Source organism: Streptomyces sp. NPDC107538, assembly GCF_055657445.1.
This window is the reverse complement of record NZ_JBVKAY010000023.1, coordinates 15,752-39,651: the sequence shown is the minus strand read 5'-3', so window position 1 is coordinate 39,651 and position 23,900 is coordinate 15,752. Positions and strand designations below refer to the sequence as shown.

Annotated in this window: 15 protein-coding genes and 1 tRNA gene; 7 read left to right on the top strand and 9 right to left on the bottom strand. The window is 70.6% G+C overall.

Translation table 11 applies throughout. The features are described 5' to 3' along the window. Position 1 precedes the first annotated feature (1 nt). Together ACZ7MG_RS41510 and ACZ7MG_RS41505 are read right to left on the bottom strand one after the other, a co-directional pair. The gene (locus ACZ7MG_RS41510) at positions 2 to 3,571 is read right to left on the bottom strand and encodes an nSTAND1 domain-containing NTPase (RefSeq protein WP_471395888.1); all 3,570 of its coding nucleotides are present in this window, start codon (positions 3,569 to 3,571) and stop codon (positions 2 to 4) included. 99 nt (positions 3,572 to 3,670) lie between these two features. Further along, entirely contained in the window at positions 3,671 to 4,777 is a 1,107-nt protein-coding gene (locus ACZ7MG_RS41505; RefSeq protein WP_471395887.1) for a hypothetical protein, read from the bottom strand. A gap of 299 nt (positions 4,778 to 5,076) precedes the next feature. Here ACZ7MG_RS41505 and ACZ7MG_RS41500 point away from each other — a divergent pair, with 299 nt between their 5' ends. After that, complete coding sequence (locus ACZ7MG_RS41500; protein WP_471395886.1) at positions 5,077 to 5,778, top strand: class I SAM-dependent methyltransferase; 702 nt, start codon at positions 5,077 to 5,079, stop codon at positions 5,776 to 5,778. 731 nt (positions 5,779 to 6,509) lie between these two features. Continuing rightward, a tRNA-Met gene (locus ACZ7MG_RS41495) sits at positions 6,510 to 6,583 on the top strand. 153 nt (positions 6,584 to 6,736) lie between these two features. On the opposite strand, the gene tpg is transcribed toward ACZ7MG_RS41495, so the two are convergent. Together tpg and tap are read right to left on the bottom strand one after the other, a co-directional pair. Beyond that, positions 6,737 to 7,294 (bottom strand): telomere-protecting terminal protein Tpg, encoded by a 558-nt coding sequence (gene tpg, locus ACZ7MG_RS41490; protein WP_471396528.1) that lies wholly within the window; start codon positions 7,292 to 7,294, stop codon positions 6,737 to 6,739. 14 nt (positions 7,295 to 7,308) lie between these two features. After that, positions 7,309 to 9,585: a telomere-associated protein Tap gene (gene tap / locus ACZ7MG_RS41485; protein ID WP_471396526.1), complete on the bottom strand. Its 2,277-nt coding sequence runs from the start codon at positions 9,583 to 9,585 to the stop codon at positions 7,309 to 7,311. 155 nt (positions 9,586 to 9,740) lie between these two features. On the opposite strand from tap, the gene ACZ7MG_RS41480 reads away from it, so the two are divergent. The 4 genes from ACZ7MG_RS41480 (at position 9,741) to ACZ7MG_RS41465 (ending at position 14,035) form a co-directional block, all read left to right on the top strand. Further along, positions 9,741 to 10,730: an ankyrin repeat domain-containing protein gene (locus ACZ7MG_RS41480; RefSeq protein WP_471396524.1), complete on the top strand. Its 990-nt coding sequence runs from the start codon at positions 9,741 to 9,743 to the stop codon at positions 10,728 to 10,730. A gap of 17 nt (positions 10,731 to 10,747) precedes the next feature. Further along, a complete protein-coding gene (locus ACZ7MG_RS41475) occupies positions 10,748 to 13,198 on the top strand; it encodes a helicase associated domain-containing protein (RefSeq protein WP_471396521.1) in 2,451 nt (816 codons plus the stop codon). A gap of 84 nt (positions 13,199 to 13,282) precedes the next feature. Continuing rightward, complete coding sequence (locus tag ACZ7MG_RS41470; protein WP_060905170.1) at positions 13,283 to 13,468, top strand: hypothetical protein; 186 nt, start codon at positions 13,283 to 13,285, stop codon at positions 13,466 to 13,468. A 246-nt stretch (positions 13,469 to 13,714) separates the two neighbouring features. Next, positions 13,715 to 14,035, top strand: coding sequence for a hypothetical protein (locus ACZ7MG_RS41465; RefSeq protein ID WP_471396518.1), 321 nt, complete (start codon positions 13,715 to 13,717; stop codon positions 14,033 to 14,035). Positions 14,036 to 14,238: 203 nt separating this feature from the next. On the opposite strand, the gene ACZ7MG_RS41460 is transcribed toward ACZ7MG_RS41465, so the two are convergent. Further along, positions 14,239 to 15,528: a competence protein CoiA gene (locus ACZ7MG_RS41460; protein WP_471396516.1), complete on the bottom strand. Its 1,290-nt coding sequence runs from the start codon at positions 15,526 to 15,528 to the stop codon at positions 14,239 to 14,241. Positions 15,529 to 15,972: 444 nt separating this feature from the next. Between ACZ7MG_RS41460 and ACZ7MG_RS41455 the strand changes: the two genes are divergently transcribed. Then, positions 15,973 to 17,865 carry a YncE family protein gene (locus tag ACZ7MG_RS41455; protein ID WP_471396539.1) on the top strand — a complete coding sequence of 631 codons (1,893 nt, stop codon included), beginning with the start codon at positions 15,973 to 15,975 and terminating at the stop codon, positions 17,863 to 17,865. Positions 17,866 to 17,988: 123 nt separating this feature from the next. On the opposite strand, the gene ACZ7MG_RS41450 is transcribed toward ACZ7MG_RS41455, so the two are convergent. The 4 genes from ACZ7MG_RS41450 to ACZ7MG_RS41435 form a co-directional block, all read right to left on the bottom strand. Beyond that, positions 17,989 to 18,909, bottom strand: a complete 921-nt coding sequence (locus ACZ7MG_RS41450) for a hypothetical protein (protein WP_471396513.1) — start codon at positions 18,907 to 18,909, stop codon at positions 17,989 to 17,991. 510 nt (positions 18,910 to 19,419) lie between these two features. Continuing rightward, on the bottom strand, positions 19,420 to 22,905 hold the full coding sequence (locus ACZ7MG_RS41445) for an AbiJ-related protein (protein WP_471396511.1): 3,486 nt from the start codon (positions 22,903 to 22,905) through the stop codon (positions 19,420 to 19,422). A 156-nt stretch (positions 22,906 to 23,061) separates the two neighbouring features. After that, positions 23,062 to 23,445 (bottom strand): hypothetical protein, encoded by a 384-nt coding sequence (locus ACZ7MG_RS41440; RefSeq protein WP_471396509.1) that lies wholly within the window; start codon positions 23,443 to 23,445, stop codon positions 23,062 to 23,064. After that, positions 23,442 to 23,648, bottom strand: coding sequence for a hypothetical protein (locus ACZ7MG_RS41435; RefSeq protein ID WP_334661266.1), 207 nt, complete (start codon positions 23,646 to 23,648; stop codon positions 23,442 to 23,444). The genes ACZ7MG_RS41440 and ACZ7MG_RS41435 overlap by 4 nt, the downstream gene beginning before the upstream one ends. Positions 23,649 to 23,900: the final 252 nt, after the last annotated feature.

Here is a 23,900-nt window from a genome sequence, read left to right as displayed (position 1 = left end):
GCTACGGGGTCTGGCAGGAGGTTGCTCCCAGCGCCTTCGAACGGTTGACGTCCGGCAGGAGGCGCTGCCATTCCTGCGGGTCCGGAGCCGACGCGGAGCGGCAGGCATGTTTTCGGGCCCAGTCCGCGTTGAGGATCCACCAGCGGGCTGAGCCTGTGTCGCCGACGACGGCGATGCGGTCGCTGCCCGGCGCGAAGTGCAGGGCCCGCACGTGGCCTTGGTGGGTGTTTAGGGTGAGCGTTCGGCTACGGGTGGGGACGTCCCAGAGTTCTACGGTGCCGTCCTTGGTCCCGACGGCCAGTGTCCGGCCCTCATTCCCGTAGGCGAGTGCGCTGACCGGGACGGAGAAGGCCGCGAACCGTTGCACGGTTGCCGCGCTGTCGAGGCGGGCGAGCTCGACCACGCGGTCGGCGCCGATGGCGAGCGTGCGTCGGTCGGGGCTGAAGGTGAGCGCCCTGACGGTCCCGTTCGTGTCCCGGGAGGGCAGAGGGTCGGGACCGCGGGCGGTCATCGCCCAGATTCGGATCTGGTTGCTGTAGCCGCCGACCGCGAGCAGGGCATCGTCTGGGCTCACTGCCACGCCGTATTGGTAGCGATAGCTCTTGGGATCCTGGGGCGGGTCGAGTTTGTATGGCGTCCCGGAACCGCGTTTGGTGTCCCAGACCCGGAAGGTGCCGGCGTCCCCGCCCGCGGCGATGAGTTCTTTGCCGCGGGCCAGGCCGTGTACCGGTCCTGGGTTCATGTGTAGGGTGCGGCACGCGCCGTGGTCGCGGAACGTGATCGCGTCGTTGCGGGCCACGGCCAGGCCACCGGATCCGTGGGCGACTGCCTGTAGTGGCTCAGAGCCGGTTCCGCAGCCGTCGCTCAGCCAGCCCATGGTGTCCCACAGTGCCGCTGTTCGGTCGCTTCCTCCGCTGGCCAGCAGGCCGTTATGGGAGAAGGACACTGAGTGGACGGACGCGCTGTGGCCTCCCAGCGAGGCGAGCCGCCGTCGGGCGTGGACGTCCCACAGGAGGATCTGCTCGTCTTCCCCGGCCGAGGCGAGCACTCTGCCGTCCGCCCGGAAGGCGAGCCGCCAGACCTCGCCGCTGTGTCCTTTCAGATCTCCCGCTCTCTGCCAGTCGGAGGTGCGCCAGAGCCTGACGGTCCCGTTGCGGCCTGCGGCGGCCAGCAGCGCGCCGTCCCGGCTGAAGTCGACATCGAACACGTTCTCCGTTCCGGCGTCGAGCCGGAGTGGGGCGCTGTCGAGCCCATCGGCTGACCGCTGCCACACATGCACCGTCCCGTCCCATCCGGCGCCCGCGACCGTCTTGCCGTCAGGATGGAGTGCCAATCCGGCCAGGCGAGGCGTCGAGGCGGGGGAGTCGGTCTTCTTCAGCCCGTCCGTCAGCCGGAGCTGGACGCCGGCCCCGGCCACGGCCACGACGCTGCCGTCCCTGCTGAACTCCAGTGCGCCCAGAGCCGGGGTTCCGGGTGACCCGGCGGCCGTCTGTGCCAGCTGCCGCCCGGACCGGACGTCCCACATCCATAGGCTGCCCTTCTCGCCGACGCCCGCGAACCGCTTGCCGTCCGGGCTCATGGCGACGGCGTGCAGCTTCTCCGGGAGATCGTCGATGCGGTGCAGCAGCCTGCGGTGGCGCACATCCCAGACCAGGGCACGTCCGGCGACGTCGCTGCTGGCAAGGAATCGCCCGTCGTCGCTGAGGTCGGCCGACCACAGCATGGCCTGATGACCGGGATGCGGCAGGCTCCCCCTGAACCCCTGGGCCTGCGTACTGAGCAGGGCTCCCACCGACTGCGGGGAGCGTTCATGCCCGTCTGCCGCCGTCGCGAGCACCGCAGCCAGCTCCGGCCGGGAGACGGCGAGCCGACGTGCCTCGCTTGACAGCAGCGCGGCCATCGCCCGGTGTTCCTGTCTCCTGGCATGGTCCGTGTGCCGTACGGCCTCACCGGACTTCTGGACGGCCAGCAGCCCGCTCGCCAGCGCGACGATCAGAAGGACGGCGAGCCCTCCGACCAGCTGTCGCAGCCGGCGGTTGCGGCGGCGCTCTGTCGCGCGTTCGGTTTCCTCGTACGTCCGGCAGGCGCGCAGGAACTCGCCCTCCACCGGACGCAGCACGGGAGGTATCCCCGCCTGCTCGCCCAGCCAGTCCGACACCGCGGCGAGCCGCGCTCCGCGCAGCAGCAGCGAGTCGTCCCTGCCCTCCTCGTGCCAGGCGCGGGCCGCTTCCGCGAGCCGCTGGTGGAGCTTGAGCCGGGCACGGTCTGCGTCGATCCACTGGCGCAGCCTCGGCCATGCCCACAGCAGGGCCTCATGGCTGATCTCTACATGATCGGCGCTCGCCGTCAGCAGCCGGGCACCGGTGAAGGCCTCCACGACGGCACGGACGTCCTCGGCCCGCACGCCCGCCACGTCGGCTGTGGTCAGCTCGACCAGTTCGTCCTGGCCGATCCGATTCCGCGAGTCATCCGTACCGTCCCCCACGCGCACGAGGTTCAACAGCAGCCTGCGTGCGATGGCCTGCTCGTCCGGGGACAACTGACCGTGCACGCGCTCGGCCGTCGTGGCGACCGCACCGTGCACGCCCCCGGTCCGTTGGTATCCCGCCACGGTGAGAGTGGCTTCCTTTCGCTGTTGCCAGGTCGCGCGCAGGGCGTGGGACAGTAGAGGCAGCGCTCCGGCCTCGCACGTTCCCGTGCCGCCGACAGCCCCGAGGTCACGCAGCAGCACTTCCACCAGGCCGGGCTCCAATGACAGCCCCGCGGCGGCAGCGGGTTCGGTGATCGCCTGCCGGAGCTCTTCCGTCCCCATCGGACCAAGGGGCAGAGGGCGCGCCCGCAACGCGGCGAGCAGGGGCGGATGGGCGAGACAGTGGCCATAGAAGTCGGCCCGCAGCCCCAGGACGACGGGCAGCCCGTCGGCGGCCCGCGTACACAACTCCTCGGCGAACCTGACACGTTCGGCTTCGTCGGGGCAGAGGGTGAACAGCTCCTCGAACTGGTCGACGATCAGCAGCGCGTACGGGCCCGAAGGCAGCCGTTCGTCCCACGAGCGCAGTTCCTGAAGTGGCCGCGCCGTGGGCGTCATGTACAGCGTGGCCGCAGTGCCGGGCTGCCGCTCGGCCAGCGCGCCACGGGCGACCGCCGTGGCCAGTCCCGCCCGCAGCAGTGAGGACTTGCCGATACCCGAGGGGCCGATCAGTACCGCCGGGTGCCCGGCGGTACGGGGATCATCCAGCAGCCCGAGCAGATCCGTGACGGCCCGATCCCGGCCGAAGAACCAGCGCGCGTCCTCTGTACGAAAGGACGCCAGCCCCGGATACGGGCACAGGCCCCGGCCCGGTTCCAGCGCCAGCAAGGCCCCGCCCGCGCCGAGTGCCTGGTCACACGCCCGCGCGAAAGCCTCACTCGGCCGCTGCAACCCCCGCTCCAAGCGGCTCAGGTAGCCCTTGCTCGTCTTCAACTTCTCGGCGAGCGCCGCCAGGGACAGCCCGTTCGCATGACGCAGCCGACGCAACTCCGAACCGAAAGTGACGTCACCCGGCGGCACAGAGCTTTCCTCGGATTCCACCGCACACCTCTCCAACTGGCGGCTGTACGACGAGCGCCAGTGCTTCTCTCTTCTAAGACGCAGGATCCGAGCGTTCACCCGAGGCCGCAGCCCACGGGTTCACTGCACCCGCGTTCGAACGGCCCCAGAGGCAGGCTCGGGCTCCGCCATCCGAAACACGCCCAGCATGTCGTGCATCCGAGGGCCGCCCTCGGCCTGGCGGTAGGGGTAGAACGACGCCTCGGCTCCGACGTAGCCACGGAACTTGTGGTCGTCGTCGATGACCTGAAGAAGCGGCTTGACGTGGGAGTTCCCCGAGTAGCAGGCTCCGTCGTGCGGCGCCAGGCAGGTACACCAGTGCCACCAGGTGTCTCTGCGGTCCTTGCTGCTCACGCGTGCCAGATAGTACTGAATCGAGGTCATCGGACGGTCGGATCCGCATCCGTCCTTGCAGGTATTGCTGGTCTTCTGGAACTGCGTCATGCACCAACTGGTGGAGTTGCAGTGGCGATACCCCGCTGGCCGGAGCCCCGGTTTGTGCCACACCTCTCCTTTCGCGTCGTTCTTGGTCCAACTCGTGCTCACGTACGGCAGTTCCGGGTTCCGGTGCACTGTCGCCATCTCTCGCCGAACACTGATCGGGGCATTGCTGCCATACGCGTATCCAGCGGTGGCGTTGTTGCTCCGGACCCAGTCCAGCCGGGCGAGGCCGGGCACGGCGTGCACGGACCAAGTCTCGGTGACACCCCGCGGCCAGCGGATGTCCAAATACACGGCGCCTCCCTCAGTCCGAAGGCTGTAGCCGCCCGTACGATGTACGGGCGGCTGCGCCGAGGACCTGGCCGAGTAGCGGGGTGCGGTCATGATCTGGCAACGGGTCACCTGCCCAGTGCCTCCGCTGCAGCCGGGGTCGGGCAGGACGCCCGCTCGGTCGCGAACCAACTCCTCGACGCGGGCGTCCTGCCGCCACACAAAGGTCTCGGCCTCTACCTGCCTACTCGACGCATCGAAGCGATACCAGCCGAGCTGAGCCCAGTTGTTATAGGCGGTGCCGTCATGGAGTTTCGCGGTGGCGACAACGAAGGTGGTCTTCCCACCCGGCAGGTCTGAAGGCGCGGCCTGCACCGGGCTGATGGGCGAAGCGGTCAGCAGGGACAGCCCGGCCAGCAAGGACAGCCAGCGGGCGGGACGTGAGAAGCCGCGGAGCGCGGATGATTTCTGCGTCACGTCAGGAGCATCGGCCGCCTGACCGGATCATGGGAGTGATGAGGCACTGGAATCACCCGGCGTACGAGAGCAGACAACGGCGGGAAGTGCGCCCTTCGCTCCTGGCCGCGCAGGGGGCACGTGCGTGAAGTGCGCGACCCGGCCGGCGGGCGTCCTGATCGTCGTCCGGCAGCAGTTGATGAGCGTCCTCAGCCGGATCCCAGCTCTCGGAGCTTGTCCTTCACGGGTAAAGCCGCATCTCTGGGGGAGAGTTGACTGAACCTCCCAGGTGGTCGGCGGCGCCCGCCAGGATGGGCCGGGTGACTCGCACCGCAGATCTCTGGCATCGCTACGGCCGCACCCGGCACACCACCGACCGTGCCGTGCCCGACCGCTTCTTCTGGAGCTGGGGCCAGGACGGCGGGCCTGGGGCGGAGCTCCTCGGCGACATGACCGGCCGGTGCGTGGGCGATCTCGGCGCCGGGGCGGCCCGGCACGCTGCCCATCTGGCCGTCCACCACCGACCCGCCCGCGTCGTCGCCGTCGACGCCTCGCCCGCCCAGCACGCCATGGCCGGCGACCTGTACGGTCACCTCGCCCCGCGGCTGAGCCTGGCGCATGGCGACGTGCCGGCCCACCTGAGGACCAGCGCCGACACCTACGACGTGCTCTACAGCGTCTTCGGCGCCGTCGACTTCGCCGAGCCGCGCGAACTGCTGCCCGCGGCGGTGAGCGCGCTGCGCCCCGGCGGGCGGCTGGTGTTCGCCACCCTTGCCCACCACCTCGGCGGCGCGCCCGCCCATCCCGGAGTGCGGCACACCGAGATCGGTGCGAAGACGCCTGACGACACGGCGGTCCTCATGCGCCGCTGGGTACTCCAGGAGCCCGTGTGGACCATGCTTCTCGACGAGGCCGGGTTCACCCGGATCAGTACCGAGGTGCTGCCTGGCGGATCCGGGACGCGCGCCGCCGACACGCTCCTGGTGACGGCGTTTCGCACGAGCGGTCAGCAGACCGTCTGACGCGACGGCCGACCGGCCTGGCTTCCCAAGCTGGTCAGGTCAGGTCAGGTCAGGCCGGGGCGTGCAGGCCCCCAGGAACAGGCGCAGCCGCACGCCTGGCTCGCCCCTCCCGAACTGTTCGGGCGGCCGGGCGACGGCACGGTGCGGGGCAGCCGATCCGCGTGAGGGCTGTCGCCACGACTGACCGCCGTAGCCCGCTCTGGCCGACCCCGGATACGAATTCCGACGTTTTTCAGCCGCGGTCTGTTGCTGTGGCTGGTTTGGGTGCATGGTGTGGGTGCGGGTACCGAGCCTCCCCCGGGTGAGGTTTCTCCTCTGCCGGTCCTGCCGTCGCTGACGGCAGGACCCGCCGCTTTTCCCGGCTCTCCGCGGGAGGCATGTGGCTGCCCGCACTACGACCCCACGGGGCCACGAGTGGGCCCGGCTGCCCGGGACATCTGTAGGTTCCGCGGTTCTGTGAGCACTGCGTCCTGCAGAAACGCCGGAATCCGAGCTTCATTAGCACTGCCCCTGTCGGCCGATCATGAGCACCAACGCGGTCACGAAGCTGGGAGCCGGGCCCGTGGATACGGCGAACCCGCAGGTGGTGAGACCGACTGCTCATCGAGCCGCGGATTTGCTACTCCACTGCTAACGAACTCCCTTCATTGCTAACGAAGTCGCGGACCCTACACATCGTCTACGGCTCGTCCTGCTGGCCTCCGGAGCCCCGTGTAGAGTGGCGCCACCGACGCGGGGTGGAGCAGCTCGGTAGCTCGCTGGGCTCATAACCCAGAGGTCGCAGGTTCAAATCCTGTCCCCGCTACGAAGGAGAAGGGGCCCGGCATCAGCCGGGCCCCTTCTCCACATTCCTTGATCAAGCGCGATAGCCGGCCCTGAACCTGCCACCGGGGTGCAGCCGTGCCTGGCCCGAAGTGACTGACTGCTGCAGCTGCCCCCTTTCCCGCCCCTGACCGGGTCACAGCTCGAACTGCAGGTCGAGGACGTCGGTGAGTTTCACTTCGAGGCCGTGGGCGCGGCGGCCGTTGTCGCGGAAGTACACCTCGCCCAGGGCCTCGGCGGCGACCTGACGCAGCTGGTCCTCGTCGACGCCTGCTTCTTGTGCTTGGAGGAGGCGGGCGGCGTGACGGGGCGGCAGGGCGAGAGTGAGGTGACGCACCCGGGCCTGGTCGGTGGTGCCGGGGGCGGCGGTGTAGCCGAACCTCGCCTGCACATCGATCATGATGCCGCTCGTGGTGGCCGCGGCCTCTTTCGCCCTGGCACGGATCTGCGGCTGCCAGCGCGTGCGAACTTCGTGTGCGAGGCGCTCGGCGAGGTGCGGCCGGGGCTGCTTGATCTGGTTGTTCACATAGCGTTCGACGGTGCGCTGGCTGATGCCGAGCAGCTCGGCCACGCGCCGGGTGCTGCGCTGGTGCTGTCTGACCAGGTAGCGCATCTGCGCCCCGGCCGTTTTGGGGACGGGACGCGTGAACGCGCCCTGCACCGCCTTGTCGAGTTCTTCCCCGACCGTGACCATCGCCGTAACGCTCCTTATTCTCCGGTGTCCTTGGCGGTGACCTCGCCGGTCTTGATGTAGCGGGCGAGGTTGGCGACGTGGCCGTCGGCGCCGAGCTGTTCGAGGACGTCCGCGCCCCACAGCACGCTCTGGGTGCCCTCATGTTTGACCATCCCGGGCGAGACCCCCAGCCGGAAGCTGCCCGGTACGGTCTTGCCGTCGGCGTCGTAGGGCAGGACGTCCAGGGGGCTGGGGCCGTCGGCGGCATACACCGCGCAGTCCGAGAGGACCGCGACCGGGTAACGGCCGGTGGCCGCCGCCAGGTTCAGCATCTTGCGGTGCATGTTGATCCGGGCCCGGGAGATGACGGTCGCACGGATGTCGGGGCGCCACGTCGGCCGGGCGAGCGCGGGCCAGGCCTGACCCGGCTTCCAGCCGCCGCCGCGCGCCTTCTCCTGCAGCTTGCCGATGCCGCCCTTGACGGTCATCTTGACCGCGTCCACCACGATCCCCAGCTCCGGATCACGGCTCTTGTAGCCGTCCATCGCCTTCAGGAACTCGGCCGGGGGCAGCTTCTCCGCGACGCCGAGGTCCGCCATGGTGGCGACGTAGGCATCGCGCAGCCGCTTGTACCAGCCGTCCAGGAACCGGCCGCTCTCCCGGCGCACCCAGCCCTCCAGGGGCGCGACGTCGTAGCCGAGTTCGACGGCGTACGCCACGGTGGGCGTGGCGTACCAGGCCGGACTCTCGGGGCGCTTGCCGGTCGGCGTGAACGGACTGGGTAGCAGCGAGGCGTCGAGGTCGCGCCACTGCCTGGCGACCTTCACCCGGGACAGGTCGACGTGGGAGAGGTCGACCAGCCAGGAAGCGGGCACCGCCGCGTCGAAGGCGGGCTTGGTGACGTGGACGGGAGGCGTGGCCAGGCCGACGACGGCGCCGTTGGCGGCCGCGCCGAAGGCGAGGTTCACATCCAGGCCGACCAGGTGCCGCTGCATGCACTCGGCATCGGTCAGATCCCGCGCCCAGTCGTAGGCCTCCTCGAACAGCCTCTCGTCGGGCCCGCGCACGTGGAAGCGGGGCAGATGGGCCAGGACCGGGTGTCCGTCGGTCGCCTCGCACGGCGCGGGGTCCACCGGCTCGGTGCCCAGCGAGCCGGGCCGGAGCTCGCGGTGCCGCCTGCCGCTCTCGTCCGGCTCGCTCGCGCGGGTCGGCGGATTGAGCGCGGTCATCAGCTGCAGCCCCGTCACGGCGGTGGAGCCGACCGGCGTCATCAGCCGGGCCGCGTACACCCCCAGCACCCGGGCCAGCTCCGCAGGATCCAGCTGGGCGGCATGGCCCCAGGCACGGTCGTCCAGGGCCCGCCAGGAGGGGATGCACAGCTGCACGCACTGCCGGCGGCCGCCCTGGGCGGGGCGGTAGATCCGCGCCCACGGCCCCAGCCCCCGCTTGGTCAGCTGCCAGTCGGCGCGCTCCAGCTGCCGGATGACCTTGTGCCCCTCCGGCAGCCGCCCGGCGAGCCGCTCGGACTCCGACAGGACGGCGGGCAGCACGTAGCGTTCGCACGCGGCCTCGGTGAGCACCAGCAGCGGGTCGCCGTCCTTGCCCGAGCCGTGCAGCTTCTCCGCCCCGAGCCGGGCCTCGGTGAGCGTCCACTCCACCAGCGCGGGCAGCGACTTGGCGGGCACGTCCACGATCAGACCGCCGACGCCGTAGCCGGTCACCCGCCGGTCGGCGTCGGCGTCGAGGACGAGCAGCGGACCGTGCGCGTACAGCCCGCCGGACGCGGGGGTGTGCGCAGGAGTGTTCTGCCCGGTGTGCGCCGGGGCGAGCGCCTTCGCAGCACGGTGGCGCGGACCTGAGGGGCGTTCGGCACGCGGCGGCGGCCCGCCGGCGGGTGCGCCGGCCGCCGGGGCAGTGGCCGAAGGTGCGGCGGTGGGCTCCTCGGCCACAGGCGCGGCAGCGGCTTTTGGCGCCTCGCCCGGAGGCTGAGGCCGTGCTGCGGGCGCTGCGGGGGTGACGGTCCGCGCCGCCGGGGTGTCCGTGTCCTCCTGCGGGGCGCCGGTGTTCGCGGGGGCGGGGTAGAGCTGGGCGAGCTGCTTCAGCAGACGCGCGTACGCCTCCCGCTCCGGCGGCCGGGGCTCGGTGCGGCCTGACTCCCAGCCGCCGACGGTCGCCCGCCGCACGTCCAGGGCAGCGGCCACCTCGTCCAGGGTGAGCGCGTGCGCCTGGCGCAGCCGCCTGCGCTCGGCCGGCGGCGGCAGCGGGGAACGGGACGCGACCAGCGCGTCGACCGCGTCGAACAGCTCGGACATCGAGACACCTCCGCCCCCACCTTACCTTGGAACGGCCTTATCGCGTACTAATCGCGTACTGATCACGTACATTCAGCGTGCGGGCGCTGTCCGGGGTGATAAAGTCCGGTCACTGAACCGGGACGGGCGAGAGCGTGACGAAGTAGCGCGAGAGCATGCGACGTGTTCGAGGGGGAGCGGTGGCAGTGAGCGGCGGCTGGGCCGGCATGGGCTGGGACTGGACGGATGCCGACGGCGTCCGCAGGCGCCTCGATGAAGGAGCCGATCCCGACAGCTGGAACGGGAGCCGTCCTCTGCACCGGGCGGCGGTGTTCGGCTCCCCGGAGGCTGTTGCGGAACTGGCCCGCAGGGGTGCCGATGTGGACGCACTGGAGAACGGGGTGACGGCCCTGTGGGAAGCCGTCATGTCCCGGAAGCCGGCCAACGCGCAGGCGCTCGCCGCCGCCGGGGCCGATCCCTGGCGGCCATCGCTCGGGGGCTGGTCAGCGGGGCGGCTGAGCCTGGCCGGACCGACGCCCGGGCTGTTCCCGGTGCCGGAAGGAATAGCCCTGAGCGACACCGAGCGTGCGGCAGCGCGGGAGGCCCGTCGCCTCACCGCGGTGCTGGGTGAGTTCTACTACGACGGCACGGGCCTGGCCTGCGTGGCCGGTATCGATGCGGCCGGGGCGGTGCGCCGTCTTCAGGCGACGCCGGTGGTGGACGGTGACCTCCTCGACGTGCTGCATGAGCTGCTGGAAGATCCCTACGCCTGCGACATGGACGAGAGCCTGCACATCGTCGGCGTGACGTCCGTGCCGGGCGGCTGTGTCGTCACCCAGCCCTGGGGCTATGCGCCGCAGATGCCGGGCGTGCTGACCCGGTTGTCCGCCGGCGCCCTCTGCTACGGCCTGTACGCCAATCCCAAGAGCGGCAACCAGGGCAGCATCGCCCGCTGCGGAAGTATCGAAGGCTCGGACCTGCATCCCGGCGGAGACCCGGACGAGGACGACACCTCCGCGCAGGTGCTGGCCGCCTACCTCTACCAGCACAACGCTGTCGCCTATGCCTGTGCCTTCGCAGGACTGCGCCTCACCGACCGGCGTGCCGTCGTCGGACCGCCCGATGTGTGGGTCGAACTGCCCCGCCGCGACTACTGGAGTCACTGACTCGGCAAGGAGCTGTCATGACGGTGGTGGACCTGCCGCGTCCCGGCCGCCCCGGGCGTGCGCGGCTCTTCCCTGACCAGGTGGAGGCGGTGGAGCGGCTGGTGCGGCATCTGCGGCGGGCGGGGACGCGGGGTCTGTTCGTGTCGGCGACGGGCACCGGCAAGACGCTGGTGTCGATCCGCACAGCGGACGGACTCGGCGCGCGGCTGGTGCTGTTCGTGGTCCCCACCCTGGACCTGGCCGCGCAGACGGCGCTGGCGTGGCGGCGGGACGGTCACCTGGAGCATCTGGTGATCGTCTCCTCCATGGACACCAGCGGCCGTGACGACCTGGTCGCGGCCCGTGTCATGTCGACCACCGACCCCCACGCGCTGGGCGGACTGATGTCGGTGGTGGGGGAGGGGGAGGACCAGATCCGTGCGTTGACGGTGATCTGCACCTACGACTCCTTGGACAAGATCAAGGAAACGCAGAACACCGGGTACGCGGTGCCGCCGTTCGACCTCGCGGTCATGGACGAGGCACACCGGATCGCCGGCCGGGCCGACAAGAAGTGGGCCGTCGTCAACGACGCCCAACGCATCCGCGCCGACCGCCGCCTCTACATGACCGCCACCCCCCGCACCTTCGCCGCCCCCGAGCTTGCCGAGTCCGCCGACACCACCCGCCCCCGCCGCCGTAACACCGGGCCGAACCCGGACGCGGACGTGGACGTGTTCGCCAACTCCATGGACAACGAGCAGGTGTACGGGAAGAAGGTCTTCGAGTACCCCCTCGCCCAGGCGGTGGAGGACGGCCGGGCGGCGGACTACCGCATCGTGGTGCCCACCCTGACCGACACCGACCTGCGCCGCCGCCTGAACATGCCCGCCCCGGGCACGACCGCGAACACCGCCGCCGGTTCCGGCGAACAGGGGGACGACGGTGCGCTGCGCACTACCGCCCTGCACCTGTCCGTCCTGCGCGCGATGACCGAACACGGGCTGAAGAAAGTCCTGGTCTACTTCAACCTCGTCTCCGACGCCCGCCGCTTCGCCCGCGAACTCCCGCACACGCTGCGCCTGCTGGCTCGCACCGACCGCGGCCTCGTCCCGGACATCACCCCCGAGCTGTTCTTCGCGCACGGCGAGCACACTCCCGCCCAGCGCGCCGGCACCTTCGCCGCGTTCGCTGCCGCCGACTGCGCGATCCTCGCCAACTCCCGCCTGATCGCCGAGGGCGTCGACATCCCCAGCGTGGACGCGATCGTCTTCGCCGACCCCACCCGCAGCGTCATCCGCTGCGTCCAGGCCCTGGGCCGCGCCCTGCGCCTCGATGCGAGCGGCAAGACCGCCTCACTGATCGTCCCCGTGTACGTCCCGCCCGGCGCCGACGGCGAGAACATCCTCGGCACTCCTTACGAACCCGTCTGGGCGATCGCCTGCGCGCTGGCCGGCCACGACCACCGCATCCTCGAGCGCCTGCCCGACAAGGCCAACCGCCTTCCGCGCGAGACCAGCGAGGTCATCAAGCGCCGCTGGCACTTCGACTTCACCGTCCACCCCGAACGCATCGCCCAGGCGATGGACCTGGTCTCCTTCGACCCCCGCGACCAGGCTGTCTCCCGCTCCCGCCGCCTGGGCCTGGCAGCCGCCCAGTCCTACTGCGGCCAGTTCGGCCACCTCGACGTCCCTGCCGACTACACCGACCCCACCGGCTACCGGCTGGGCACGTTCGTCACCACCATGCGCGACGCCCGGACCGCCGGCCGCCTCGAAGCCGACTGGATCGCCGAACTCGACGCGCTAGGCATGATCTGGGACAAGCACGCCGCCGCCTGGCGCTCCCGCCTCACCGCCGCTGCTGACTACCACCGCGCGCACGGCCACCTCGCCGCCCCGGCCGCTACCCCCGTCGGCTCCTGGCTCGCCGAGCAACGCCATCTCGCCGCCAAGAACACCCTCGATGCCGCCCGCGCCGACGCCCTCACCGCACTCGCTGCCGACTGGCGCCTGCCCCACGGCGCGGACTGGCACCGCAAATACCACCTGCTCCGCGCCCACCTCGCCTCCGGCGCCGACCCGGCCGCCCTCACCCGCGACACCCTCCTGGCAGGGGTGAAGATCGGCTCCTGGCTCCACCGCCAACTGACCACCTGGGCCGCCCTCCACCCCGGCCAGCAGCACCTGCTCACCACCCTCGGCCTCACCCCCGACACCAACCCCCTCACCCCGGCCCGCCGCACCCGCCGCACCTTCGAACAGACCGTCCAGCTCCTTGAACTCTTCCTCCACCGCGAAAGCCGCGCCCCCACAGCCCGCGAGACCATCCGTATCGACGGCGACACCGTCAAGATCGGAGCCTGGCTCGCCAAAGCCCGCACCAAGCACCGCACCGGCCAGCTCCCCGAGACCCATGCCTGCCTGGTTGCCGCCCTCTTCGACGGCGACTGGACAACCGAGGACGCCGTCCCCGCCGTCCTGGCCTGAACGCCCCCTGCCGACAGGCGGGTCCGGGGGCCCGTACGCTGCGCCGGTCCGGCGTACCGCCCGCTGAAGGGAAACTGCCCCACCGTGTTCCAGCAGACCCCTGTCTACGACCGCCTCGTCGCCGAACGCGGCGATGTCCCCGTCCAGGTCCGCGGGGAAGCCGACCGGATACACCGCGACCTGGCCCAGGTCCTGCGCCAGGCTCCCGCCCCCCAGCCGAGCACCCCGCCAAGCGTCTTCGAGCCGAAGCAGACTCCCAGAACCCTGTAGGCATGCGGCCGTGTATCGGCCGCGACCGTCAGCCGTCGGGCTCGCCCGCCGCCGAGGGCGTCTGCGGCGGCGCGCAAGCTGCTCCACGCCCCAAGAACCCCAGCGACAAGCCCTGACGGCCTTGATCTATCGCGGGCAGGAGCGCCGATGCGGCTGGCCAGCAGCTCGCTGGCGCTCCTGCCTCGTTGTCCTTGCCGCGTGAGAGGCTGCCCGGCGGCACCAGGACATGGTTGGGGAGCTGGCGGGATGGGTTTCGAGGGCGAAGTCTGGCGACTGATGCGGCAGGAGGATCTGCTCGGCGAGATCGTGATCGACCAGGCCGACTTCCCATGGCTGAACGGTCGCTTCGTTCCAACGCCGACGTTCGGAGAGGTGAAGCCGTGGTTCGACGAGTCGCTGGCTCTGATGGAGGCGGAGGAGTACGAGCGGTTCGACGACTCCTACGACCGGATCGCGGACACCTTGTCTCTGGTGGCCCCGTCAGGTCCGGTCGCAGAGTTTCTTCTGCACATCAGTGACGGTCGTGCTTGGTTCAGGTGGAGTGACGAACCATTCGATGATGTCTGAGCCCGCCAGGCCTTGGGGAATTGCGTGACCACAGCCCCTGGGGAATTACGCCGTCGTCGACAGCTCGTCCCGCGGACGCTCCATGGCGGGCAGTGGGGACCGCCTCCTGTAGGCAGCCGGTACGCGGTATGCACGCTCGGGGATTTCCGAGCCCGCACCCCCGCTGCCGACTGGTGCTCACCACGCCTGCACCCTGATGCGTTTCACGTCAGCGTCGCGGTCCGGGGGCCGATGCGTTCGTAGGCGCAGTGCTTGGTGACCGGGTTCAGGACGGCGACTTTCAGCGGGCTCTGGGCGGCTTCCTCGATACGCAACAGCCAGGTCCGGTGGGGGACCAGGATGGTCAGGTCCGCAGGCCACCGGGCGAGCGCCGAGGGGTCCGGGCACACCACGCCGGCCGGCTGGTACGCGGCCCCTTTGCGCGGCCTGCTGTAGAGGAGCAGCCCGTTGCCATGGGCAGGGCTCTGGTTGCCGCACACGACGTCCTTGCCAGCAGCGGAGCGGACCAACTGCATGAACACGGGCCACAGCCCGGCCTTGATGCCCGCGTGCTCGAAGAAGTCCGTCAGCCGCTCCTGCTCCGCCTGCTGTTCCTCGTGCGCCTCTTCCAACATCGCCAGCCGACGGTCCTCGGCAGCCAGTCTGCGCTGCTCGGCGGCCAGTCGGGCCCGCGCGGTGGCAGCGGCCTGCTCCTGTGCGGCCCGTCGGCGTTGCTCGGCGGCAGCCGCCTGTAGGACGGCTTCGGCATCGGCCTCCAGCCGGGCCCGGGCGATGGCCAGGCGGACGTAGGAGCGGGCGGTCCACCACACCGTGCCGTCCGGGCCGGTATGGGTGTGGACCGGTCCCTGGAGAATCCACCGGACCGCCTCGTCCAGGGAGCAGCTGATGTGAGTCCACGCCGCCTTCGTCTTCACCGTGCGTGGCGCGGCCCAGGTGTAGCGCGCCATGCCATGGCGCACCGTCCATGCGTCCCCGCGGTTCCTGGGGGGCGCTACCCGCAGGGAGGGGACGCCGCGTTCCCACGGCCGCTTCTCCATCGAGATCCAGCACACCGCCATACCGTCCGCCGCGTAGCGGTCCGTCCGCATCCGCGCGTCCCTTGGCGTCATCGGCGACAGCTGTGCCTCCAGCGCCATGAACGGCCGGTCCTCCCGGTCGAAGACCAGCACGTCGGCACGCCAGGTCCGGGCCTCGTTGCCGACCTCCAGCTCAGCTCTGAAGCCCGCTGCCCGGGCGGCGGTGGCCAGCTCCAGCTTCAGCAGGTGATGCTCCGGCGACTCGTTCGCCAGCGCGCAGTCGTCGGGCCGCACTTGGTGGTAGAAGTGCCTGGCACGGTGCGGGGAGAGGCGCGCGAACACCCTTCCCCGGCACTCCGGACACGCCAGCTCCAGGCCCTTCACACGGTGGACGTCCGCCCAGGACCGGCCACAACCCAGATCGTCCAGCGACGCATCCAGCCGGCCCCAGCCCGTGTGCAGGGCGGTGTACCCCATCGGCCCCCCAACGTGTTCCCCGAGAAGGCCAGCATTCCCGTGCCGTAACGGCGATACACCCGGTCTCCAGAGCACGGCAGCTTGGACAGCCCCTTGCCGTTCCGCGTAGCCATCCGCAGGTGCCGCGCCAGCTGCGTATGAGGGACCCATGGCATCTGCCCTCCTGCGGCGGGCCAGGCAGAGGCCGGGGCACCGGTACTGGGTCGGGGTGCCGAAGCCGGACACGGGCGGATAACCCTCTCTCGTTCTGTCGCTGGCATGTCATACGCTGCTTCTGGCAGTCGCGCCCCGCAGGTCACCGTGAACACTGTCGCGGTCACGTCCGGGTGCAGCGCGGCGCCCTCGATTCCCCGGTGCAGCACCGGGTTTCCTTGTGGGGGTTTCAGCACTGTGCGTAGGCGCAGCATCTCGACCGCGACGGCGCTCGCGGTTGTCTTCAGCTCGGTGGCCTTGAGCGCCGTTACGGCAGGGCCCGCCGCGGCCGCCACCATCGGCTCGCCCGCCGGCATCGTCGTGCACAGCGCGCTGAAGCGGGTCTTCATCGGCGACGATGCCACCGATTCCATCATCGCCGCCGACTACAACGGCAACCGCGTCGACTCGGTGCGCGGTATCGACGGAGTCTTCGATCTGGCGCTGTCCGACGACGGTGCCACGCTGTACGCGGCAGCGCGCGGCAGCCACGAGATCGTGGCCCTGGACGCGGCCACCCTGGACGTCAAGGCCCGCTACCCCGTGGCCGCCAGCATCGGCCCGCTGTACCTGGAGTTCACCAGCCAGAAGGTCTGGTTCACCTACGAGGACCCGTCCGACGGCTACAGCAACCTGGGCGCGGTCGACCCGGCGGCGACCCCGGCCGACGGAAGCGAGGCGGTGGCACTCAGACAGCTCCCGCACGCCAGTCCCGCGATCAACGGCGGCGCACGGATCGACAGTGACCCGTCCGCGCCCGGCCTCCTGGCCCTCGGTGCGACCGACTTCGACGACACGGCCAGGGACATGATGGCCGTCGTCGATGTCTCCGGCGCCACACCGCAGCTGACGGCCTGGCACGACGGCGGCTACCCACTGAACTACGTCAACGACATCGACCTCGTGCCCGGCACGGGGGAGGTGCTGGTCGACGGCACCGAGCGGCACACCTACGCGGACGGAAAGTTCACCGCCGCCGGCAGCTACGACCCGGCGGGGCAGCGCGCGGACATCGCCCCCGACGGCCTGGTCGCCCAGGTGCGCGGCACGGAGGTGGCGGTCTACCGCCCGGGTGCGAAAACACCGGTCCGCACCTACGCCGCCGACACGGACGCCCTCGCCTGGGCCCCGGACTCCTCCCGGATCTTCGCTCTCGTCTCCTCCTCCGGCGGCTACGTCCTCAGAACGCTCACCGACCCGGCGAAGAGCGTTCCAACGCTGACGATCAACGCACCCGCGACCGCCACCCGCGCCAAGAAGCTCACCGTCACCGGCAAGGTGTCCGCCACGCTTCCCCTTCCCGCCGGCACCGAACTGACCGTCACCCGTACCGACATGGAGAACCCCGGCGGCAAGGCGCTGCCGGCCGCCGCGGTGAAACCGGACGGCACCTACTCCTTCACCGACACCCCGCCGGCCGGAGGCACGGTCACCTACAAGGTCGCCTACGCCGGCGACACCGACCGTACCCTGGCCGCCGCCACCGACCAGGTCACGGTCTCCCGCGCGGCCACCTCACTGACCCTGGACAAGCACGGCAACCGGTACAACTACGGCACTGACGTCTCCTTCACCGCGCACCTCGGCACCACCTACAAGAACCGCACCGTCGAGATCTGGGCCAACCCCTACGGCGCCGACAAGCCCAACAAGCTCCTCAAGAGCGCTAAGGCCAACTCCAGCGGCAACATCTCCGCAACCGTCGACATGACCCGGAACACCGTCGTCTCCGCGGTCTTCAAGGGCGACGCCCGCTACAAGCCGAAGACGGTCACCTCCACCGCCTACGCCCGGGTGAAGGTCGCCACCGCCGTCTCCAAGCACTACAAGACGGCCAAGATCGGCTCGACGTCGTACTCCTGGTTCCACAAGAACACCGACCCGCTGCTCACGACGACCATGACCTACTACCCGGGCCGCAAGCAGCGCTTCGACCTGCAGGTCTACTACAACGGCGCCTGGCGCTCCAGCGGCTCGGAGTACTTCGCGCTCGGCACGAACGGAAAATCGGCCGTCGCCCTGGAAGCGCCCGGCCAGTCCGGAATTCGGGCGCGGATGCGGTCCGTCTACATCAAGGGTTCGTCCGGCGACAACGTCAACTCGACCACCTACGGGGCCTGGAAGTACCTGTACTTCTCCAAGTAGCCCGGCGGGTCCGGGCAGGGGAGCGCGCCGACCGGGCCAGCGGGCCGCCGGAACGCATCAAGTTCGATGGCCGCCGCGGGCAGAACCGCCGGCACGTCCGACTGCTCGTTGCCGATCACTCCTTCAGCCGAACACGGCGCTGGTCAGCCGGGCGACGGTCTCCCCGCGGTCGTTGTCGAGGGTGCGGCCCCATTTCAGGTTGGAGTACCACACCGGCCGTCCGGTGGCCGGGTCCCGGAAGTCGACGGTGCAGCTGACCGAGGCGTGGCTGTGATCGCACATGCAGGTGCACACCTTGTTCTCGACCTCCCAGCCAAGTCCGCAGGGTCCGTCGGTCAGCAGCCGGATGAGGGCGGGGCAGGGCGGGCCGTCCGTCGTCTCCAGGCGGACACCGTTGCCGCTGGTCCAGGTGTCGGTGCTGTTGACCGTGCCGGGGCCGGCGGTCGCACGGATACGGCGGAGCAGAGGTGACAGGAACGCGGAAGCCTCGCGCGGGCAGGCCGCTTGGGCGTCGTAGGCCGCCCGCTCGACATCCGTCCAGTCCGTGTGCCGCAGCAAGGGACCGTAGAGGTCCTCGCGCCGGTCGGCGATCCGTTCCCACCAGCGCGGGTTGAACCCGGACAGGAGAATGGCGGCCGCCATGCCTGGCCGATAGAGGCGGATGCCGCCTGCCTCGCGGGCACTGCGCAGCCCCGGCACGCCGGCGACCCGGTCGCGCGGGTCATCGCCCGCGTGCCCGCTGACCTTGGGATACAGGAAGTCGATCCAGTGGCTGATGACGGACGGCTCGTCGACGAGCTGGAGGGTGACCCGGTCCGCCTGCGGGCGGACCCGGACGATGCCCAGCGGATGCTCGCTCAGACCGCCCATCGCACACACCCGTTGAAAGACCGCAGCCTCCAGCCGGGCCTGCTCGGTGTGGCGCGCGGCCGGAATGGACAGCGGGCGCCCAGCCCCGGTCAGCAGGGTGCACAGGGCCTGGTGGGACTCACCGGTGCTGCGCCGCCGGTCGGCGGTCAGAAGCAGGGCGGCCGGAGCGTTCATGAGGGGTTCTTCCGCGCGGGACCGGCCCCCGGCGGTACGCGCTGCGTGAAGAGGCAGACGATGGTGCGCATCGGACAGTGAGGCTTCTGGCCGGTCCTCGGCGACGGAAGGCTTGGGGGCTTCGTCCGTCGCGCGGCCGGGCGCTCACGGGCCCGTCCCCATCGAAGCCGCCGGGTGCAGCCACGGTCAAACAGGCGCGCGGGCAGCCGGTACAGGTGGGCCTGTACCGCAATGGCACGGGCCCGCCCACGAGTTTCCCAGACCGTGCACCACGGAACTGGCCCTGATTCGCATACCGGCCCCAACGTTGCGCCCCGGCCTGACGAGGCTCGCTGAAACCGGTCACCCCTTGCGCCTGCACCGCCGCGAAGATCGCAGCCCTGCTGCGAAGCTGGCCCACCGCCACCGGGCCCCCGCAGCCCCGGCACCGACTCACCTAAATCCCCACCGGCCACCCAAGGCAGCCCGCTGACAGGCGTCGGGGCACCTCCTGTTGGAGGCGCCGCTCGCCTACAGCAGGTCCGCCTCCGCGTCGATGTACCCGAACTCGCGTGCCATGTACGCCAGTGCCTCCCGCAGCAGGCTCTGGCGTGTCTCGTGGCCCATGGCCGGTGCGGCGATGACGGTGACGGCCAGCTGCGGTCTGGGACCGCGGTCGCTGGTGCCGAGCACGGTGAGGTCGACGAGCGTGTCCAGGCCGGGAAGGACGCCGTTGTCGGCGGGCTGTTCGCACGTGATGCGCAGTTCGGTGGTGGGCGGGGCGGCCCACGACAGCCCCGCTGAGGCGCCGACGGCTTCGGGCAGCAGCTCCGCGGCTGTCTCCCACGCACTCAGCAGGAGGGCCTGGACCTCATCGAGGCCCAGCTGCGTGTCCCAGCCGGGGTCAAGAGCTGCCGCCCACGCCGAGGTGCTCTCGATCCGGACGTCCGCGCAGGCGACCACGGTGGACTGCATCGGGGTGGGCAGGGTGAGCATGACAGAGGCTGTCACGGCCGGTCTGCCGTCCGGTGCGGTGATCGTGCAGGTGTAGGCGAGGGAACGGGTCGAGTTGTTGAACGGCCCCCGTGCCCAGAGAGCGGCGGGCAGGTCCGTGCCCCGTCGCCTGGACAGTAGCGTCGCCGCCCCGGCCACCGCGCTGTACGGAAGCTGCTGTTCGAGCAGCGTGCGCCGGGGCTTGCTGATCTCCAGGGTGCCTGTCTCGTCCCAGGGCAGGTTCACCACCGCGCGCACGCGCAGCGCCGGTGTCTGGCCGGCGGTCCCGATCTCGGCGGAGCGGCCCTGGGCGAGGCTGAAGCGGGGGATCGGCTGCCACCCCCACATGCCGCTCTCTGAACACGTCAGGTGGCCCGCGCCCCATGATCCGCCGTCGAGGTCCACGCTCCGGGAGCCGGCCGGGATCACCCACGGCGTGTCCGTGCCCTTGGCCGGGGTCGGAAAGCCGATGGCCGCGAGCGGGTCTGGGCCCGGTGCATGCCGGCCGGCGTCGACGATCGCCTGCCAGACGGGCGCGGCGATGGCGGCCGCAGGCCGACCGGGCACCAGGCACAGCGTCCAGCCCGGCTCGCCGTCCCGCTCGTGGTGCAGGTCCTGCAGAGCGGCCCGGCCGTGAGCCCATGCCTCGGCGGCGGCCTGCCCCAGCCCCGCTTCGGCCAACTGCTGGTAGGCGACTCGCATCTCCCGCTCGCGGTCGGGCAGGCCCTGCCCGACCCGCAGCCCGCCGCCCGATCCGGCTCCGGACACGGCCTGCCGCACCGGTACGGCGACCGTGTCCGTGCTGGTGCGTACTGCCTGGCGTATACGGGAGTCGGCGGTGCGGTCGTCGGCGATGTGGCTGAAGTGCTGGGCGGATTCCGGGTGTTCGCGCAGGACGGCGGCCATGACGGATGCGGCTTCGCTCTTCAGAGCCCGCAGCCAGGGAACGATCTTGTCCTGGGCGCTCCACTGGTCCCAGGCGCCGTCCCAGGTGCACATGGTGTGGGCGGCCTCCTCTAGCAGATCCCAGTCGGACTGGCCGGCGGCGTGGGCGCACACGCCGTGGAGCCAGATCACGACCGCTGCGGCGTCACCGAACTGCACCATGTGGGTGTCGTCTCCGTGTACGTGCTCGGCCAGGGCACGCAGGAGGCCGTGAGCTCGTACGGGCTCCCGTTCGAGGGCCGCTCCCGCCTGCTGGATGTCGAGGCGGGCGAGCACACCGACGTGGAGTTCGTAGTCCTCGGGGTGATCACCGGCCAAGGCCAGCAGCGCGTCCGCGGCGGCCGCGTCGCCGGTGCCCGCAGCTTCGAGCAGCGCCTGGGCGCTCTCGAAAGGGTCTTCGGGGATGTCCGCGTGCTCGCGGTCGATCAGGGCGAGCAGCTCGCCGACACTCTGAGGACGACGCTGCGGATCCAGATGCGTGGTGGCGCGGACGATGGAGCGCCACGGGCCGGGAGGGGGCGTCAGCGGCAGGTTGGTCTCCGGCAGCTTTCCGGTGAGGGCCCAGGCGACGACTCTGCCGATGCTGTAGATGTCGCTGGACGCCGTGGCCTCATGAGGTGCCACGGACAGTTCGGGGGCGGCGAAGCCCTCGGTGCCGATGTAGCGGCCGGTGCGGCCCACCTTGGTGGTCTGGCCGCGCGGCCGGCGGACGATGCCCCAGTCGGCGAGAGTCCAGCGGCCGTCGAAGTAGAGGATGTTCGACGGTTTGATGTCACGGTGCAGCCAGCCGTCCTTGTGCGCGACGGCCAGCACCGATACCAGAGCGTCGACCAGGGCGCGCAGCTCGGCCGGCTCCCGCAGCAGCTCTTGGCGTTGGGCGGCGGTCGCGTCCGCCCACGGCATCACGAACCAGGTGTGGTCGGCGCCGAAGTCGAGAACCGGCATGGCGTGCGGATGATCCTCCAGCTGCTGGCCGACCTCGATCTCCCGCTTCATCCGGGCCACTTGGCGTTCGGCCGGGTACTTGCTGTGCAGCTTCTTCAACGCCACGGTCGTGCGGGTGGGCTTGTGTATGGCCTCGAACACGTCCGCCTGGGCCCCGTCCGGTACTGGTTTGCGCGGGCATGCGTAATCCTTGCGCTCGCCGCGAGCGGCGTGGCGCACCGCGGCGTAGGCGCCCTGTCCGGGTACGGACGTCGCGGCGGCCGGGGGAGCGGCGGGTGCGGTGCGGGGGCGTGCAGGTATCCGGCGGGCCCCGTACACCGGGTAGCCGCTGACGGTGCGGGTCTCGGCGAGCTCGTAGCCGTCGGGGGCCAGCATGCCGTTGAGCAGTGCCAGCAGCCGCTCGACCTCACCGGAATCCGTCCGCACGGCAGGGTGGATCATCTCCGCGAGGAAGCGCAGCAGGACCTCGTCGGCGCCGTCCGCGAGCCCAAAACGGTCGTCGCCGAAGACCCAGTCGTCCTCCCAGTCCCCGGGGTTGTTGAAGCGGTGCTGGACGATGTCGCCCTCGGCCGTTGCGAACCGCGGGTCATGACTTGTCAGCCGGTCCAGGTCGTACAGCCGGCGTAGGAAGGTGACTTCGCCCACGCTGCCCGACCAGCTCGCCCCCGTGCTGCGCAGCGCGTCGAACAGGTGCCGTCGGGTGACGTCGGTGATGGCCGCCGATGGTCCTGCGGGGATGGTACTGCCCCTGAAGCGGCCGATGACGGTGTCGGGGGTAACGGTGCGGAGCAGGGACGTGCCCGTCACATCCTCGGTGCGGGCGCGGGAGAAGAGGTCCAGATCGAAGGAGATGTCGTTGAGAGCCCGCAGGACGGTGCGCTGCAGCTCGGGACCCAGCTCGCGAAGCCGTTCGTAGTAGGCGTCCCTCAGCCCGAGCGAGAAGAAGTCTCCCTCCAGGGTCTCGAAGTCCTCCGGCAGCGGCGTCCTGGCCGGTGCTGTCATGCCGAACCGGCCGATCTTGACCGCGCCGATCTCCCTGACCTCGCCGCGTGGATCGACACAGAGCAGCTGGAACGTCGTCTTGAAGCTGTAGTCATCCCAGTTGTCCCGAACCAGGAAGGCTTGCCCCGGCACAGGGGAGACAGGCCGCCCGCGGACAGGCAGGACAGTGAACTGCACGGTTCCTCCGGAGAACACCTCGGCCCACGGCCGGGCACATCACAACAGACAACACAACCGCCCTGCTCAAGCGGCGCTCCTCCCGCTCCGACCGCTGCGGCGAAGGCCGTGTCACTCGCTGTGCCAGGACTCCAGGCGCTGTGCGACAGTACGCAGATCGGCTTCCTGTCCGCGGATGGCCCGGGCGAGTTCGTACAGGTCATCGTCCTTGGGCTGGAGAGGCCGGCCGGAGAGATGCATGTACTGGCTGGTGCAGGCCCAGCCGATGACCAGGTTGTAGTCGGTGAACGGCCTCAGCAGCAGTGCGGTGTGCAGGAAGGTCGCGGCCCGGGAGGCGACCTCCTCGTAGTACAGGACGCCGAGCTCCCGCTCGAACTTGTGCCGGTCGGCCATGTACCCCAGGCTGCCCCAGTCCGAGATGGGCACGTTCAGCGGGGAGATCGCCGACTGGATCTGCAGGACCCAGCCGACATCGACGCGGATGATCGGGCTCATCGCTGTCCCGCAGGGAAGCGGGCCTCGACGCCGGGCAGCACCCGGGCGGCTTCGGCGACCGCACCCTCCACGAAGGCGAGCCGGTCGGCTTCCTCCACGGTCACGTCGTGGACGTGCTGCTTCAGGCTGCGGCCCGCCAGAGCCGCCCGTTCGCGCAGCCGCGCCATCTCGTCCTCGCTGAATTCCACATTGAGTGCAGGCATGGGTTCAAGGTACCTCGCTTGGTACCGGACGTGGTACCAAACTGCGCGGCCGTGCGCGACGGCGCGGCTGCCAGCACGCACGAGGACCGGACGCTCCGAGGACCCGCTCGCCGTGAGCGTCGCGGATCTTGCGCGAGGCGGCCTTCCCACGACTACGACGCCGGGTGTCGCACACCCTCCACACCAGACGGCCGGTGGCGTAGCCGTCCCGATCGGACACCCGCAGGTTCTGGTACCCGGTCGGCTGCAGGG